The following is a 16,107-nucleotide window of genomic DNA, read 5'->3' as shown; positions in this document are numbered from 1 at the left end:
CGGCCGGAACCTACTCGAGGTCCACGCCGCCCAGCTCCATTTCGGCGTAGGTGTCGTCGAGGTCGTCGGCAATGCCCGCCGTCAGCCGCTTGATCACGGTGACGGAGTAGCCGGCCTGGACCGCATCCAGCGACGTGGCCATGACGCAGTGGTCGGTGGCGAGGCCCACCACCACGACGTCCTCCACATCGTGGCTCTGGAGCCAGTCGTCGAGGCCGATCGCGTCTTCCTCCGGCGCGTACCCGGGGTCCGCCGCTGCGGGCAGCGAACCGGGCTGCCGTTCGCCGGTGGGGACGGCGTCCTCCGGCGCCAGCAGGGCCTCGAACCCGGAGTAGGCCGCGGTGTACAGCCCCTTGTGGAAGTACGCCTGGATGTGTTCGGTGTCGAGCTCCGGATGAAGCTCGGCGCCCTGGGTCCCGGCAACGCAGTGCGGCGGCCAGGTGTCCTTGAAGTCCGGGGCTTCCGAGAAATGGGCGCCCGGTTCGATGTGCCAGTCCTGCGTGGCCACGATGTGGTCGAACTGGCCGTGGTGGTTCTCGACGTACTCGCTGATGGCCCCGGCCACGGCGGCCCCGCCCTCCACCGGCAGCGCGCCGCCCTCGCAGAAATCGTTCTGGACGTCAACGATGATGAGTGCCCTTGCCATCAGTTGTCCTCAGTTCTCTTCGTAGATTGTGGGGATCGCCGGTTCGCCGCGGTGCAGGCGGTGGACCACCGTCGGCAGCTCGGCCAGCGAATCGGCGTGGCGCTGCCGCGCCCGCAGGACGCCTTCGTGGCCGGTCCAGCCCGGCAGGAGTTCGCCGTTCTTGATGAACTGCTGCAGTAGCGTCCGGTCATTGCCGTCGTCCGCCGGCCGGTGGCCTACGCCAATGAGCTCCTGGGTGGCCGTGCCGTTGTCGTTGAGCCGGCGGAGGGCGTACTTGCGCCCGCCCTTGCTCGTCTTGTTCTTTGCGGCCTTGGCCACGGAGACGAACTCCCCGGCGTCGTTGGTCCGGCTGACCAGCTTGTAGACCATGCTCGCGGTGGGTGCCCCGGAGCCGGTCACGAGGGAAGTGCCCACCCCGTACGAGTCAACGGGGGCGGACTGCAGTGCCGCAATCGCGTATTCGTCCAGGTCCGAGGTCACCGTGATGCGGGTGTGCTCGTTGCCCAGATCATCGAGGAGTTGCCGGACCCACTGCGCCTGCTCCACCAGGTCGCCGGAGTCCAGCCGCACAGCGCCCAGCTTGTCCCCGGCGATGTCAACGGCCGTACGGACGGCGGCCTCGACGTCGTACGTGTCCACCAACAGCGAGGTGCCGGCCCCCAGGGAGGCGACCTGCGCCTCAAAGGCGTCCCGCTCGGTGTCATGGAGGAGCGTGAAGGAGTGGGCGGCGGTACCCACGGTCTTGAGTCCGTACCGCAGCCCGGCCTCAAGGTTTGAGGTGCTGTCGAACCCGGCGATGACGGCGGCACGGGCGGCAGCAGTGGCTGATTCCTCCTGCGTCCGCCGGGACCCCATCTCGATGCAGGGCCGCTGGCCGGCGGCCATCACCATGCGTGAGGCCGCCGATGCGATGGCGCTGTCGTGGTTGAGGACGGACAGGACGTACGTCTCCAGGATGCACGCCTCGGCGAACGTTGATTCGACGATCAGGATGGGGGAGTTGGGGAAGTACGCCTCGCCCTCGGCATAACCCCAGATGTCGCCGGTGAAGCGGAAGTCGGCCAGGTAGTCGAGAGTCTCCTTGTTAACCACGCCGGTGCGCGCCAGGAATTCGAGCTCCGCCTCGCCGAACCGGAACGCCATGATGCCTTCCAGCAGCCTGCCCGTACCGCCCACAATCCCGTAGCGGCGCCCGTCCGGGAGCCTGCGCGCGAAAGCCTCGAACACGGCCTTGCGGTGCGCGGCGCCGGAATGGAGGGCCCCCTGCAGCATGGTCAGCTCGTAATGGTCGGTAAACAGGGACGTGCGGGGCTGCTCCCAGCTGGCGGAGTTACTCACAAAAATCACTCTAGTCCCCACCGGCTCCCACGTCTCGCTTCGCTTCGCCGCGGGGCCCTCCCCACCGGCTCCCACGTCTCGCTTCGCTTCGCCGCGGGGCCCTCCCCACCGGCTCCCACGTCTCGCTTCGCTTCGCCGCGGGGCCCTCCCCACCGGCTCCCACGTCTCGCTTCGCTTCGCCGCGGGGCCCTCCCCACCGGCTCCCACGTCTCGCTTCGCTTCGCCGCGGGGCCCTCGCCGGCGTGGGCCCAGCATCGCCATAGAATGGACAGATGACCTTAAGCGTTGCGCTCGGCCCTGACACCCAGGAGAGCATCCAGACCGGAACGGCGGTGTCCACCGACGCCCTGACCGCCCCGGACGTCCCTTGGAACCTTGTCATCTGGAATGACCCCGTCAATCTCATGAGCTACGTCAGCTACGTCTTCCAGAGCTACTTCGGCTACTCGGAGACCAAGGCCAACAAGCTGATGCTCGAGGTGCACAGGAAGGGCCGGTCCATCGTTGCCCACGGCAGCAAGGAACAGGTGGAGCAGCACGCGGTCGCGATGCACGGGTTTGGCCTGTGGGCCACCGTGGAGAAGGCCACCGGCGGAGACAGCGGGGGCGGCAAAAGCGGCGGCCCGGGCAAGGGCAAGGGAAAACGTGGCTAAGGCTTTCAAATACGGACTCAAGGGCATCACCGGTTTCCTGGAACCGGCCGAAAGGGAGCTGCTGCGCAGCCTGTTCGCCGACGTCATTTCCATGCTGGAGCCGGCCGACCGCGGCTCCGAGGATCCGCTCGCCGCGATGATCGGACTGGACATGGAAGTCCGGGAACCGTCGGACCGGGCCCTTCGCCGGCTGCTGCCCAACGCAGTGAAGGACGACGCCGCGGCTGCGCTTGAGTTCCGCCAGCTCACCGAACGCTCGCTGCGGGAGAGCAAGATCGGCGCGCTGCGCGCCGCCGCGCTGGGCCTGGACAAGGACGAGCTCCTCCTGACCCCGTCGGATGCGCGGCACTGGTCCACCGCGCTCAACGACGTGCGGCTGGTGCTCGCCGAGCGGCTCGACATCCGGGACGAGGCGGATGCCGACCACGTCCACCAGATGCAGGACTGGTCCCAGGCCGAGGACGTGGAAAGCTACCTCGCCCTCGTCTACAACTTCACCACGTGGCTGCAAGAGTCGCTTGTGCAGGCGATGCTGCAATCACTGGACGCGCGGCCCTAAGCGGTTCCCCCCGCCGCGCTCCGGCTGCATGGGCTTCCGGCGGCGGGGTTTTCGGCCGCCGGATGTGACAAATTCGACATGAGTCGCTCGCCACAAGTGATGGCCGCACCTCACGGGAAGACCTATCCTCAAATAATCATGACTTCAGCATCGAGCATGGATCCGGCAGCAGGAGCTGCAGCGGAGTCCGCACCGGCCGACGGCGTTAATGTGGGATCGCTGCCGATCGGCGTCTTCGACTCCGGGGTCGGCGGCCTCACGGTGGCGCGGTCGATCATCGACCAGCTGCCGAACGAATCCATCCTCTACGTCGGCGACACCGCCCACGGCCCGTACGGGCCGCTGCCCATCGCGGAGGTGCGCGCCAACGCCCTCGGTGTCATGGACGAACTCGTGGACTCCGGCGTCAAGCTGCTCACCATCGCCTGCAACTCGGCGTCGGCCGCGGTGCTCCGGGACGCCCGCGAACGCTACACGGCGCGTTACGGAATTCCGGTCATCGAGGTGATCCAGCCGGCCGTGCGCCGCGCCGTTGCGGCGACCCGCACCGGCCGGGTAGGCGTGATCGGCACCTCCGCCACCGTCGGGTCCCGGGCCTACGAGGACACTTTCGCCGCAGCGCCTGACCTGGAGATCACGTCCGTGGCCTGCCCGGCGTTCGTGCCGTATGTGGAGGCCGGCATCACCACGGGGCCGGAACTGCTTGACATCGCCCGCGAGTACCTGGAGCCGCTGAAATCAGCGGGAGTGGACACCGTGGTGCTGGGCTGCACGCACTATCCGCTCCTGACCGGCGTGATCTCCTACGTCATGGGCGAGGACGTCACCCTGGTCTCCAGTGCCGAGGAAACCGCCAAGGACGTGTACCGGGCGCTGGCCAGCAACGGCCTCGAACGGACGGACCCAACCCCGCCGGAGCACAGCTTCATCGCCACCGGGGACCCGGGCCAGTTCGAAGCCCTGGCCCGCAGGTTCCTCGGGCCCGAGGTGCTCAGCGTCAAGCACGTGGACCACGTTGCGGCGCAGTACCCCACGGGCAGCCTGGCGCGGATCACCCCCGAAATGATCGCCGCCGCACGGAAGGCGGCAGCACGCCCGCGCATCTCCAACTTCGTCGGGCAGGCCGCCGGCAACGGAGCAGCCCCCGGGGGGTCCTTCCTGTGAAGCTCACCATTGTCGGCTGCACCGGCTCATTTCCCGGCCCCGGATCACCCGCCTCCTGCTATCTGCTGACCGCCAACGACGGCGAACGGGTCTGGAAGGTGGTCATGGACCTCGGCAGCGGTGCCCTGGGCGCCATCCAGCGGTACACCGACCTCGAGGACATCGACGCGATTTTCCTCACACATTTGCACCCCGACCACTGCATGGACCTATGCGGCCTGCACGTGGCGGTGCGCTGGAAGCCGGGCGGTTGGGACCGGGGAAGGATCCCCGTCTGGGGCCCCGCCGCCACCGCCGACAGGATGGCAACTGCCTACGGGCTGGACCTTGATCCGGGGATGCACGAGGAGTTCGACTTCACCAACTGGACCGAGCGCCAGTCCGTCACAGTCGGCCCTTTCACGGTGACGCCGTTCGCCGTGAACCACCCCGTCGAGGAGGCCTACGCGCTGCGCGTGGAGGTGACTGAGCCGGACGCCGCTGGGAATGCCGTGACCCGTGTGCTGACCTATTCGGGCGACACCGATTCCTGCCGGGGGCTGGAAGAGGCGGCCAAGGACGCCGACCTCTTCCTCTGCGAGGCGGCCTTCGAGGAAGGCCGCGACGACGGCATCAAGGACGTCCACCTGACCGGCAAACGGGCCGGGGAGGCAGCCACCGCCGCCGGCGCCCGCCGCCTCCTCCTCACCCACATTCCGGTGTGGACGTCACAGACCAAGGTCATGGCCGAGGCGCGTCCCGCCTTTGCCGGTGACGTGGCCGTGGCCGTGGCGGGCGTGCACTACACCGTCTGACCTGGCAGTGTCTGATGTGGCACTGTCCCGCCTGCGTCATCGATAAGCTAAAGGCATGACTTCCGAAGCAACCACTGCCCCCGTCATCCGTGCCGACGGCCGCACCCCGGACCAGCTCCGGCCCATCAGCATCACCCGCGGCTGGTCCAAGCAGGCCGAGGGATCGGCCCTCATCGAGTTCGGCAACACCCGGGTCCTGTGCACCGCTTCCCTCACCGAAGGCGTTCCGCGCTGGCTCAAGGGGGAAGGCCGCGGCTGGGTGACCGCCGAATACGCCATGCTCCCGCGTGCCACGAACACCCGGTCCGACCGCGAGTCCGTCAAGGGCAAGATCGGCGGCCGCACGCACGAAATCTCCCGCCTGATCGGCCGCTCGCTGCGTTCGATCATCGACACCAAGGCCCTGGGCGAGAACACCATCGTGCTGGACTGCGATGTGCTGCAGGCCGACGGCGGCACCCGGACGGCCGCCATCACCGGGGCCTACGTTGCGCTCGCCGAGGCCATCCGTTTTGCCCGTGAGAACAAGATGATCGCACGCAACGCCCAGCCCCTGATCGACACTATCGCCGCTGTGTCCGTGGGGATCATCGACGGTATCCCCATGCTGGACCTGCCATACATCGAGGACGTGCGGGCCGAAACCGACATGAACGTCGTGGTGACCGGCTCCGGCAAGTTCGTGGAGGTCCAGGGCACGGCCGAAGGCGCACCCTTTGACCGGGACGAACTCAACAAGCTGCTTGACCTGGCCCTGCTGGGCACGGAACAGCTGGCGGCAATCCAGCGTGAGACCCTCGCCGAAGCGCCGTGAGCGGGGACAACGCTGTGACCGGGGACAACGCTGTGGGCGGCGGACCTGCACCCCGGCTGGTGCTGGCCACACGCAACGCCGGCAAATTGCGGGAGCTGCGTGAGCTGCTGCGCGGGCAGGTCCCGGGGCTCGACGTCGACACGCAGGTAGTGGACGCGGCCGCCGTCGGAGCCCCCGACGTCGCGGAAACCGGGGTGACCTTTGCGGAAAACTCGCTGCTGAAGGCACGGGCGGTGGCCGAGGCCACCGGGCTGGTGGCCATCGCCGACGACTCCGGGCTGTCCGTGGACGTCCTCGGCGGCGCCCCGGGGATATTCTCCGCGCGCTGGGCCGGACGCCACGGTGACGACGACGCCAACCTGCGTTTGCTGCTGGCCCAGCTGGCGGACGTGCCGGATGGCCACCGCGGCGCCGCCTTCGTGTGCGCGGCGGCCCTTGCCGTGCCGGCGTCGGCATCCGGGGACGGGGCCCGCGAAGTGGTGGAGTACGGGCAACTTGCCGGCACGCTGCTGCGTGAACCGCGGGGCGAAGGCGGGTTCGGCTACGACCCCGTCCTGGAGCCCCTAGGCCTGGACCGCAGCTGTGCTGAGCTCAGCCCCGAGGAGAAAAACGCCATCAGCCACCGCGGACTGGCGTTCCGTGCGCTGCTTCCCTCGATTGTTGAGGCCCTGCGGTAATTTCCGCAGACAGCCGATAGCCACACACACACACAGAAAGGCACCTCAGTTCTGAGGTGCCTTTCTGGAATGGGGGTGTCCGCCTCTTTGGCGAAGCCCGGCCGGTCAGTCGAGGTTCGTTTTGCGCTCGGCCTCGGGCTCGTGCTCCTCGATGAACTCCTCCACTGGATCTGTCCCGAAGGCCACGGCCTCGCGCTTGGCGGCCATGCCGCGGAGAACTTCAATGGCCACCGGGATCACCGAGAGCAGGACTATGACGATGAAGATGATGTCGAGGTTGTCCCGCACCCACGGGACCTTGTCGCCCAGCAGATAGCCGAGAAGCGTCACACCGCCGCCCCACAGGACAGCACCGATGACGTTGAACAGGAAGAACTTCCGCTTGTCCATCGCGGCGACGCCCACGATGACGGGAACGAAGGTGCGGATGATGGGCACAAAGCGTGCAAGGATCAGGGCCTTGCCGCCGTGCTTTTCGAAGAACTTGTGGGCACTGTCGACGTTCTCATGCTTGAAGAGCCTTGAATCCGGCTTGTTGAAGATGGCAGGGCCGGCCTTGGACCCGATGAGATAGCCCGTCTGGTTGCCGATAATGGCGGACACGATGATCAGCGCGGCGAAGAGCCAGATGTTGAATTTGATCGTGTCCGTGGCCACCAGCAGGCCCGCCGTAAACAGCATGGAATCACCGGGCAGGAAGAATCCGATCAGCAGCCCGGTTTCGGCGAAGATGATCCCGCAGACCAGCAGGACAACCCATGGGGCAAGGGCCGGGTCGGCGAGGAAGACCTGGGGGTTGAGCCAATCGGGCAGGAATGATGCCAGATGCGGCTGGACGGGGCCGGCGCCACCCAGCGCGGGCACGGCAAAGTCGCTCAATGCATTAAAGTTCACGTTTCAAGGGTACTTGACGGGTTCCGCGCCCCCGCCGGGCTACAGTTGTCCCCGTGGGTTTGGACTTTACGGCGATCGACTTCGAGACTGCCAACGGCTTCCGCGGTTCGCCGTGCGCCGTTGGCCTCACCAAGGTCCGTGGCGGCGTCATCGTCGAGGAGGCCTCGTGGCTGATGCGGCCGCCGGAAAACCACGACACCTTTGACTACCACAACGTCCGCGTCCATGGCATCAGGCCCGAGCAGGTGGCAGGCCGGCCCCGTTTCGGGGAGCTCTTCCCGGAGATCGGCGCGTTCATCGGCGGCGACATCCTTGCGGCCCACAACGCTGCCTTCGACCTCGGGGTGATCCGCTCCGGGCTTGAGGTCTCGGGGCTTCCCGGCCCCGCATACGACTACGTGTGTACGGTGATGCTGTCCCGGCGCTGCTACTCCCTGGTTTCCAATTCCCTGCCCTTTGCCGCAGAGGAAGCGGGCGTGCCCCTTGTGAACCACCACGACGCGGCCGAGGACGCCCGGGCATGCGCTGGCATCCTCATCGACATCGCGGGGCGCAACCGGGCCAACAGCATCGCCGAACTCTACCTTTCCCTGGGGCTGTCCATACCGCAGCAGCCGGCGTTCGACCCCTCCAGCGGTGAGCTGTCCAAGGCGACCGCCGCAGCACTCGCCGCCGTGTCCGGCGGCAGTGCAGCCCGGCCGTTCCGCAGCGGGTGGCCCGAGGAAGGGCCCAACCCTGAGCCCAATCCCGACGCCGAACCCGGGAATCCGCTCTTCGGCCAGACCGTCGTGTTCACCGGCTCACTCACGATGCCGCGGCCCGAAGCGAAGATGCGGTCCGCGGAACTGGGGGCGCGCCCCGAAAGCCGGGTCACGGCGCGGACCAGCGTCCTGGTGGTCGGGGACGGCTTCGTGGCCGGCGACCTGCGTTCCGGCCGGCTCACCGGCAAGGCAAAACGCGTCCTGGAGTTGCACGACCGCGGCCAGGCCATCGAGGTGATTTCCGAGGGGGAGTTCCTGCAGATGGTGGGCGGCGCGCCGGTGCACATGGCGCAATAAGGCTTACCCCGCCGCCGGCTCTGCAGCCTGTTCCCTCACGTCCTGCAGGGTTTCCTCAAACGCTTCCTCACGTCCTGCAGGGTTTCCTCAAACGCTTCCTCACGTCCTGCAGGGTTTCCTCAAACGCTTCCTCACGTCGCTGGCGCACATAAGGCCACCGACCGGTCCTGAGGAAGGGTCGCGCGCGGTAAACGCGACTGGATGTGAGGAAGGGTCGCGGTAAACGCGACGGGATCTGAGGAAGGGTCGCGGTAAACGCGACGGGATGTGAGGACGCGTTTTTGAACGCATCGGAGGGTCAGCGGCGTGCCGGTACATATGGCGCAATAAAGCTTCCCCCGCCGCCGTCCCTCTCCTAGCCTTGCCGCATGGCCAAACCAAGCAAACTGGGCAAACTGAGCGTTCCTGAGAAACCGCGCAGACCAGGCGGACTGGGTGCTGCGTTCGCCTTTCCCAATCCGGTCAACGAATACGCAGCCCGCATCACCGCCGGGTTGGTGGTCCTGCTGGCGGTCACGACACTGCTCACCGGATTCGGGTGGGGACTCGCGGCCATTGCATTGGGGTTCTGGCTCCGGGTGCTGTTCGGACCGAGGATTTCCCCACTGGCCCTGCTTTCGGTCCGGGTCCTCGCCCCGCGGCTGGGACGGGTCAAGCTGGTGCCCGGGCCGCCCAAGCGTTTCGCCCAGGGCATCGGCGCCGCAATGTCCACGGCGGCCGCCATCCTGCTGGCCGCCGGCTTGGCACCGGCCGCGTGGCTTTTGCTGGCCGTGCTGATCGTTGCCGCCTCGCTGGAGGCATTCGCCGGGTTCTGCCTCGGCTGTGCCATCTTCGGCCTGCTGCAGCGCCGCGGCCTCATCCCCGAGGATATTTGCGAGGCCTGCAACAACATTCCGCTCAGGCAGATGTGACGGCAACCAGCTGCCCGGCCATGCCACGGATTACGTCGGGGGCTTCGAGTGCCTCCAGCCAGTCCGCGGGCAGGCACGCCGTCCCGTAGTAAGAGCCCAAGATGTTGCCCGCGATGGACCCCGTGGAATCGCTGTCGCCGCTGTGGTTGATGGCCACGGCGATGGCGGCCTTGAAATGGGCCACCGGATCAGGCGCGCCATCTCCCTCTGACGGGACGGCAGTGGCCAGCACCGCATAGAGCCCGACGGCGAGAGCCTCCTCAGCCACCCAGCCCTCACCGAGTTCACGGACCAGGTCCTCAGGGCTGAGCACCGTGCCGGGTCCGGCTTGGCCTGCGAGCCGGATTGCGGCCTCCAGCCGCTCGCGGAGTTCGGGCGCCGCCTCGTCATCGGCCAGCACACGGGCGAGCGCAGCCTGCGCTGCTTCGGCGAGGCCGCTGCCCTGCACCAACGAATGGATGAGCAGGCTGAAAACGCCCGCACTCTGCCGGGCGGAGGGATGTCCGTGGGTGAGCGAGGCCGCGTCGGCGCTCAACTTGTATACGGACTCCGCCGGGATGTGCGGAAGCAGTCCGAAAGGCGCCGAGCGCATCACGGTTCCGCAGCCCTTTGAATCAGCGTTGACCGGGCGGAAGACTGTTCCCATTTCGCCGGTGGCCAGCCCGCTCAGGCACGCATTGCCGGGAGCCCGCCGGTGCCGCAGGACTTCCTGTGCGTCAATCCAGCGGGGCTGGGGCCGCGGCGCCGATTCGGGGACCGGAACGCCCTGTGTGTCGAGCCAGCGCAGGTACGCAAGCCACACGCAGGCGTTGGCGTCGGCACCGACACCCGAGTTGGCCCATTCCAGGGCCTCGACGATCCCGTCGACCGTGTACAGCGTCATCTGCGTGTCGTCCGAGAAGTGGCTCCCGCCGTCGAGCGCGGAAAAATCCCGGAGTCCGGCCGCGCCGAAACGGCGCCGGATCTCCTCTATCGGATCGAACTCGACGGCGTAGCCGAGCGAGTCTCCCAAGGCACCGCCGAGCAGACAGCCATGGATGCGGGACTCGGGGGTCGGAGTGGGGCCGGGATCATTGCTCATGCAGGCAAATTTACCTGCCCGCCGGCTTTGCCCCGACTCTGTGATTTCGGTTGCTGTAAACCGGTACCCTTGCTGTGACATTCCACTCTGTGTGCCGGGTGTCCGGCCACCGGACGATAAGCTCGGATTCAGCAACCGTCCAGACTTTGCTGCCAGACTGCTGGGGCCGGCTCCCGAAGCGAGCGGCATTCCCCGCTGACCGAAACAAAGGAATCCCCTGCCATGAGCACCCCTGTGTCCGTCCCCCCGACCGAAAACCGGAGGCCTTCTGCCGGTGACGACGGATTCCGGCCCGGACTCCTGTCCAGGCTCGGAGCGGAGGCGTTCGGGACGCTCTTTCTGGTGGTCGCCGGGCTGGGCGTTCCGCTCTTCACCCTCCCGCAGTCCAACCCGCTGCCCGGTGCCCTCGCCGGTGGCCTCGCCGTGACAGCGGCGATGCTGGCCTTTGCGTACATCTCGGGCGGGCACTTCAACCCGGCGATCACGCTGGGCAACCTGGTGGCGGGCCGGATCGGCATCGCTGCCGCAGCGGCCTACATCGGCGCGCAGATGGTCGGCGCAGCGGCGGGCGCGCTCGCGCTGTTTGGCATCCTCCGCACGGTGCCCAACATCCCCGACGCCCGCACGGCGTTTGACACCGTCACCGCCGGATTCGGCGAGCACTCCGTGATCCAGACGTCGATGGCCGGCGTGCTGCTCGCCGAAGTGCTGGGATCAGCCATCCTGGTCGCCGTATTCCTTGGCATGACGGCCCGCCGCAACAACAACGCGGCTGCCGCCCCCTTCGCCGTCGGGCTTGCATTTGCCGTACTGCTGCAGCTGGGCCAGGCCATGGGCAACGCGCCCTTCAACCCGGCCCGCGCCACCGCCTCCGCGCTCTTCAGCAGCAGCTGGGCGCTGGGGCAGCTGTGGCTGTTCTGGGTGGCCCCGATCGTCGGTGCCGGCATTGCCGGCCTTGTTTTCCGCGGTTTCGCCGACGCCCGGGACCCCAGGGCCGCCACCGCCACCGCGGACGCGGACCACGCCGACGTCGAGGCGGAACCCGGGTCTGACCTCACGGACGACTTCGACGACGCCCCGGACGAGCAACCCGCGGCCGCACCGGCTGATGCAGGCAGCGACGAGGCGCGCGACTTCTTCGACGGGCAGCGCAGCAAGGAGTCCTGACGCGCCGAAGCGCGGGGTCGGCTATTTTGTCAGTGCCCGCGTCTAGCTTATGAATATGCGGTTATTGCACACTTCCGACTGGCATCTGGGCCGGTCTTTCCACGGCGTCGGCATGCTGGACGCCCAGCGCGCCTTTGTCGACCAGCTGGTTGCCCGGGTCAGGGAACTCTCCGTCGACGTCGTGCTGATCGCCGGTGACGTTTACGACAGGGCCCTGCCCGGCGTCGATGTCGTCAACCTCCTGGACGACGCCCTGGTCCGGCTGACCGGGGCAGGCGCCCAGGTGGTGCTCACCAGCGGAAACCACGACTCCGCCATCCGGCTCGGCTTCGCCTCCCGGCTTCTGGAGAAGGGCGGCGTTCATCTCCGCACCCGCCTCCAGGAGCTGGACGTCCCCGTGATCCTGCCGCTCGGCGGGGCAAGGACTGACCAGCACGGCGATGATGGCCCGGTACTGGCGATCTACGGCATCCCCTGGCTCGAACCCCGGCTCGTGGCCGAGCAGCTTAGGGTGGACACCGCCAGCCACTTCGAAGTCACGCGCGCCGCCACGGAACGCATCAGGGCCGACGTCGCCGCGCAGGCCGAAGCCAGGACTGTCCATTCGGTAGTGCTGGCACACACCTTCGCCAGCGGGGGCATCAGCTCGGACAGCGAACGCGACCTGAGCATCGGGGGAGTGGGGGCCGTGCCGCTGGACCTGTTCGACGGCTTCAGCTACACGGCTCTCGGCCATCTGCACGGCCGGCAGTCCCTGTCCACGCGGGTGCGGTACTCGGGCTCGCCGCTGGCCTACTCCTTCTCGGAAGCGAAGCACCAGAAGGGCGGCTGGCTCGTAGACGTTGACGAGTCCGGGGTCACCGCCGTCGAGGAGGTCCTCTGGGACGCCCCGCGGAAACTTGCCGTCCTTCGGGGAACGCTCGACGGGCTGCTGGAGTCACAGGAGCATGCCTGGGCTGAGCAAGCGTACTGCCAGGTGACCCTGACGGACGCCCAGCGGCCGGCCCAGGCCATGGACCGGCTCCGTGCCAGGTTCCCGGACACGCTCGTCCTCGGTTTCGAGCCGGAGGGGGCGCCCGCTGCCTCCGGCGCGAGCTACAGCAGCCGGCTGGCGAAGGCAGAGGATGACCTTGCCGTGTGCTGCGGATTCCTGGAACACGTCCGCGGCCGGGAACCGGACACCGCGGAACAGGCCGCCCTCGCCGAAGCTTTGGAGAACGTGCGTCTGCAGGAGGCATCACTGTGAGGATCCACCGTCTGGAAATCTCCGCGTTCGGGCCGTTTGCCGGAACCGAGGAAATCGATTTTGACAGGCTGAGCGCCCATGGGCTGTTCCTGCTCAATGGCCCCACCGGCGCCGGCAAGACCAGCGTGCTGGACGCCATCTGCTATGCCCTCTACGGGTCCGTTCCCGGCGCGCGGCAGGATGGCAAGCGGCTGCGCAGCGACCACGCGGACCCGGCTGCCGAACCCCGCGTGACCTGCGAATTTACGGCCCGGGGCAGGCGTTTTGAGGTTTCCCGGACGCCGGCCTGGGACAAGCCCAGCGCCCGCGGGCGGAACGGGTTCACCACGCAGCAGGCCAAGACCCTCCTGCGCGAACGTGTGGCAGGCGCATGGGTGGAAAAGTCCGGCCGGAACGACGAAGCCGGGGCGGAAATCACCGCGCTCCTTGGCATGGACCGGGAGCAGTTCACCCGCGTGGTGCTGCTTCCCCAAGGGGACTTCGCCGCGTTCCTCCGCTCCAAGGCTTCTGACCGCCTCGAACTGCTGCAGAAGCTCTTCGGAACCGAACGTTTCGAGGCAGTGGAGCGGGAACTTGCGGTGCAGGCCGCCGGGGCCACGCGGGAAGTAGCCGATCTTGAGGGCAGGCTCGACCTGCTGGTGGAGAGGGCCAGGGCGGAGGCCACGGCGCTCGAAGTCGATCCCGACGCGGCACCGGAATCTGCCGGCGGTCCCGGCCTCCTGTCGTGGCTGGAGGCTGCAGCCTTGGAGCGCGCCGCGGCACTGGCCGGGGACGCAGAAGCCTGCGAGGCGCAGCGCCGCGGATGCACGGAGCGGCTCGAGGCGGAGCTGGCCAGGGAAGGGAGGCGCGTGAAGCTTGCTGCCGCCCTGCGCCGGCGGGCAGACGCAGAAGCCGCCGCCCCAGGACTGACCAGCGCGGGGGCAGCGCTTGACCTGCACCGGAGGGCCGAGCTCCTCGGCGGCCAGCTGAAGGCCGTGACTGCCGCCGAGGCCTTGTTTGCCCGGGCGGAGGGGGCCATGGACCTCGCCTCTGCGGGCGTGCGGGAGGCAGCGAGCTGCAGTTCCGAGCTGGCCGGCATGGAACGCGGCGCTGTCGTGGAACACGGCTCCGTCGACGTGGCCGCGGAGCTTTCGCGTCTGCGGGCGTTGGCCGCTGTGATCGGCGAACGGCTTGCGGACGAGGACAGGCTGGGTGGCCTGCAGGCACGGGCCGCCGGGCTAGCGCTGCGGCGGCAGGAACTCATCCGTGCCGGCGATGACCACGCCGACCGGCTGCTTTCCCTCCGCACCGATTTGGAGGCGCTGCGTGCTGCCCTGCAGCCGCTGGAGCAGCTGGCAGGGGAATCCGTGCTGCGCACCAAGGAGGCGGCAGCCGCCGACGAGCTGGTGGACGTTGTTCGGCGTTACGGAATCGCTGCGGCCGGGTGCGCCGCCGTCACCGACCGGCACCTCAAAGGCAGGGAACACCACCAGGAACTGCGCCGGCAATGGCTGGACGTCCGCGAGGAACGGCTGTCCAATGCGGCGGCCGAATTGGCGTCCCGCTTGGAAGACGGGGCGCCCTGTCCCGTCTGCGGCAGTCCGGAGCACCCCGAGCCGGTTCCCGCCGGGGACACCGTCCTGGGGCTCGCCGAGAAAGAGGAACGAGCCAAGGAGCGTAGCGAGGCGGCCGAGAGGGCGCTGTCTGCGCTGGAAACCGAGCTCTCCGAGGCCAGGCAGCTGGTAGCGGTTCTCGCCAGCCAAGGCGGCGACACCGATCCCGCCGAAGCGGAGGAAGCCGCCCGGGCTGCGCGGGAAGCAGCTGCCGAGGCGGCCGCGGCCGTAGCCGACCTGGCGGCCAGCAGGAGCCGGCAGGAGGAACTGGCCGAACGCATCGACGCCACGGAGCAGGTGCGCGTGGACATGCTGTCACAGTTGGCGCAGACGGAATCCGCCCTGACCGAAATCGAAGGGCAGTCCGCCGCCCTGGAATCGTCGCTCGAAGCGCTTCGTGCCGGCCACGCCAGCCTTGGTCTCCGCAGCGATGCCGTCGGCCAGGTTGTCAGCATTCTCGAACAGGCTGACGCTGCCCGGTCGCAGCTGGACCAGGCTGCGGAGCGCCTGGCTGACGCACGGAGCGAGCTGGACCGCGCCCTTCCCGAGGCCGGATTTGCATCGGCCGCCGAGGCCCGCCAGGCCCTGCTGCCGGGCGCGGAGGCGGCGAGGCTGGAGTCGGCTGTCAAGGCCGGGCGGGACGAGGAAATACGGCTGGAGGAACTGTTCGCCAGCGAAGAGCTCGTTGTTGCAGCAAAGGAACAGGCAGCCATGGAGCACGACAGCGGCTCCGCCGTTACCGCAGCAGACCTGGACCTGCTGCGCACCGAAGCCGAACAGGCTGCCCGGGCCGCAAAGGACGTCGAATTGGCGGCGGGCATGGCGCGCCAGTCCGTCACGACTCTGGGACGCCTCCGCGCGGAGTATCAGGAACTCGCTGAATCCGGCCGGGAGCCCCGGGAACGCGCTGACGTCCTGAAAGGCCTCGCCGAAGCAGCCCGCGGCTCCGGTGACAACAGCTACCGCATGAGCCTGAACGCGTACGTCCTCGCGGCACGGCTCGAGCAGGTTGCCATTGCCGCATCGGAAAGGCTCGTCGCCATGAGCGACGGCCGCTACACACTGCAGCACTCGGACGCGAGGGCAGCCCGGAACGCCAAATCCGGGCTGGGCCTGGAAGTCGTGGACGAGTGGACCGGCCGCCGCCGCGACACCTCGACGCTCTCCGGCGGGGAATCCTTCATGGCCTCGCTGTCGCTTGCCCTGGGCCTCGCGGACGTGGTGCAGCAGGAGGCCGGCGGTGTTGACATTGAAACGCTGTTCGTCGACGAGGGCTTCGGCAGCCTCGACGAGCAGGCACTGGAGCAGGTCATGGATGCACTGGAGGGCCTCCGCGACGGCGGCCGCGTGGTCGGCCTGGTGAGCCACGTGGGGGAGATGAAGCAGCGCATCGGTAGCCAGCTCCAGGTGGTGAAGCAGCGCAACGGCTCCACGGTTCATATCGTGGATGCACTCGTAACGGTCTGAACCCGGGCACGCCGTCAGGACTTCCGGGGCCCGGCCTCACGTGTCC

Annotated in this window: 15 protein-coding genes; 11 read left to right on the top strand and 4 right to left on the bottom strand. The window is 68.1% G+C overall.

Annotated elements, in window-relative coordinates:
- Positions 1–10 precede the first annotated feature (10 nt).
- Entirely contained in the window at positions 11–646 is a 636-nt protein-coding gene (locus QF036_RS17025; RefSeq protein WP_307103743.1) for an isochorismatase family protein, read from the bottom strand.
- Between the two features lie 9 nt (positions 647–655).
- Positions 656–1,984, bottom strand: a complete 1,329-nt coding sequence (locus tag QF036_RS17020) for a nicotinate phosphoribosyltransferase (protein ID WP_307103741.1) — start codon at positions 1,982–1,984, stop codon at positions 656–658.
- Positions 1,985–2,256: 272 nt separating this feature from the next.
- Between QF036_RS17020 and clpS the strand changes: the two genes are divergently transcribed.
- The 6 genes from clpS (at position 2,257) to rdgB (ending at position 6,645) form a co-directional block, all read left to right on the top strand.
- Complete coding sequence (gene clpS, locus QF036_RS17015) at positions 2,257–2,637, top strand: ATP-dependent Clp protease adapter ClpS (RefSeq protein WP_307103739.1); 381 nt, start codon at positions 2,257–2,259, stop codon at positions 2,635–2,637.
- Positions 2,630–3,196: a DUF2017 domain-containing protein gene (locus QF036_RS17010; RefSeq protein ID WP_003805879.1), complete on the top strand. Its 567-nt coding sequence runs from the start codon at positions 2,630–2,632 to the stop codon at positions 3,194–3,196. The genes clpS and QF036_RS17010 overlap by 8 nt, the downstream gene beginning before the upstream one ends.
- 138 nt (positions 3,197–3,334) lie before the next feature.
- A complete protein-coding gene (gene murI, locus QF036_RS17005; RefSeq protein ID WP_373460171.1) occupies positions 3,335–4,360 on the top strand; it encodes a glutamate racemase in 1,026 nt (341 codons plus the stop codon).
- Positions 4,357–5,154, top strand: coding sequence for an MBL fold metallo-hydrolase (locus QF036_RS17000; RefSeq protein ID WP_307103736.1), 798 nt, complete (start codon positions 4,357–4,359; stop codon positions 5,152–5,154). Before murI ends, QF036_RS17000 begins: the two co-directional genes overlap by 4 nt.
- Positions 5,155–5,209: 55 nt before the next feature.
- On the top strand, positions 5,210–5,968 hold the full coding sequence (gene rph / locus QF036_RS16995) for a ribonuclease PH (RefSeq protein WP_003805875.1): 759 nt from the start codon (positions 5,210–5,212) through the stop codon (positions 5,966–5,968).
- Between the two features lie 14 nt (positions 5,969–5,982).
- On the top strand, positions 5,983–6,645 hold the full coding sequence (rdgB, locus tag QF036_RS16990; protein ID WP_307103735.1) for an RdgB/HAM1 family non-canonical purine NTP pyrophosphatase: 663 nt from the start codon (positions 5,983–5,985) through the stop codon (positions 6,643–6,645).
- A 105-nt stretch (positions 6,646–6,750) separates the two neighbouring features.
- On the opposite strand, the gene QF036_RS16985 is transcribed toward rdgB, so the two are convergent.
- Entirely contained in the window at positions 6,751–7,524 is a 774-nt protein-coding gene (locus QF036_RS16985) for a VTT domain-containing protein (RefSeq protein ID WP_307105962.1), read from the bottom strand.
- A 68-nt stretch (positions 7,525–7,592) separates the two neighbouring features.
- Between QF036_RS16985 and QF036_RS16980 the strand changes: the two genes are divergently transcribed.
- Both QF036_RS16980 and QF036_RS16975 read left to right on the top strand, forming a co-directional pair.
- Entirely contained in the window at positions 7,593–8,597 is a 1,005-nt protein-coding gene (locus QF036_RS16980) for an exonuclease domain-containing protein (protein ID WP_307103734.1), read from the top strand.
- 368 nt (positions 8,598–8,965) lie between these two features.
- On the top strand, positions 8,966–9,508 hold the full coding sequence (locus tag QF036_RS16975; RefSeq protein WP_307103732.1) for a DUF4395 domain-containing protein: 543 nt from the start codon (positions 8,966–8,968) through the stop codon (positions 9,506–9,508).
- Here QF036_RS16975 and QF036_RS16970 read toward each other — a convergent pair.
- Positions 9,495–10,589: an ADP-ribosylglycohydrolase family protein gene (locus tag QF036_RS16970; protein ID WP_307103730.1), complete on the bottom strand. Its 1,095-nt coding sequence runs from the start codon at positions 10,587–10,589 to the stop codon at positions 9,495–9,497. The genes QF036_RS16975 and QF036_RS16970 overlap by 14 nt on opposite strands.
- Before the next feature lie 222 nt (positions 10,590–10,811).
- Between QF036_RS16970 and QF036_RS16965 the strand changes: the two genes are divergently transcribed.
- Genes QF036_RS16965 through QF036_RS16955 form a run of 3 tightly spaced genes read left to right on the top strand, consistent with a single transcriptional unit; the run spans position 10,812 to position 16,061 of the window.
- Positions 10,812–11,756, top strand: a complete 945-nt coding sequence (locus QF036_RS16965; protein WP_307103728.1) for an MIP/aquaporin family protein — start codon at positions 10,812–10,814, stop codon at positions 11,754–11,756.
- A 55-nt stretch (positions 11,757–11,811) separates the two neighbouring features.
- Complete coding sequence (locus QF036_RS16960) at positions 11,812–13,002, top strand: exonuclease SbcCD subunit D (protein ID WP_307103726.1); 1,191 nt, start codon at positions 11,812–11,814, stop codon at positions 13,000–13,002.
- Entirely contained in the window at positions 12,999–16,061 is a 3,063-nt protein-coding gene (locus QF036_RS16955; RefSeq protein ID WP_307103724.1) for an AAA family ATPase, read from the top strand. Before QF036_RS16960 ends, QF036_RS16955 begins: the two co-directional genes overlap by 4 nt.
- Positions 16,062–16,107 lie beyond the last annotated feature (46 nt).

The organism is Arthrobacter globiformis, assembly GCF_030817195.1.
GTDB classification, from domain to species: domain Bacteria; phylum Actinomycetota; class Actinomycetes; order Actinomycetales; family Micrococcaceae; genus Arthrobacter; species Arthrobacter globiformis_D.
Note: the sequence above shows the minus strand (reverse complement) of the source record. Positions and strands in the feature narration are given on the sequence as shown.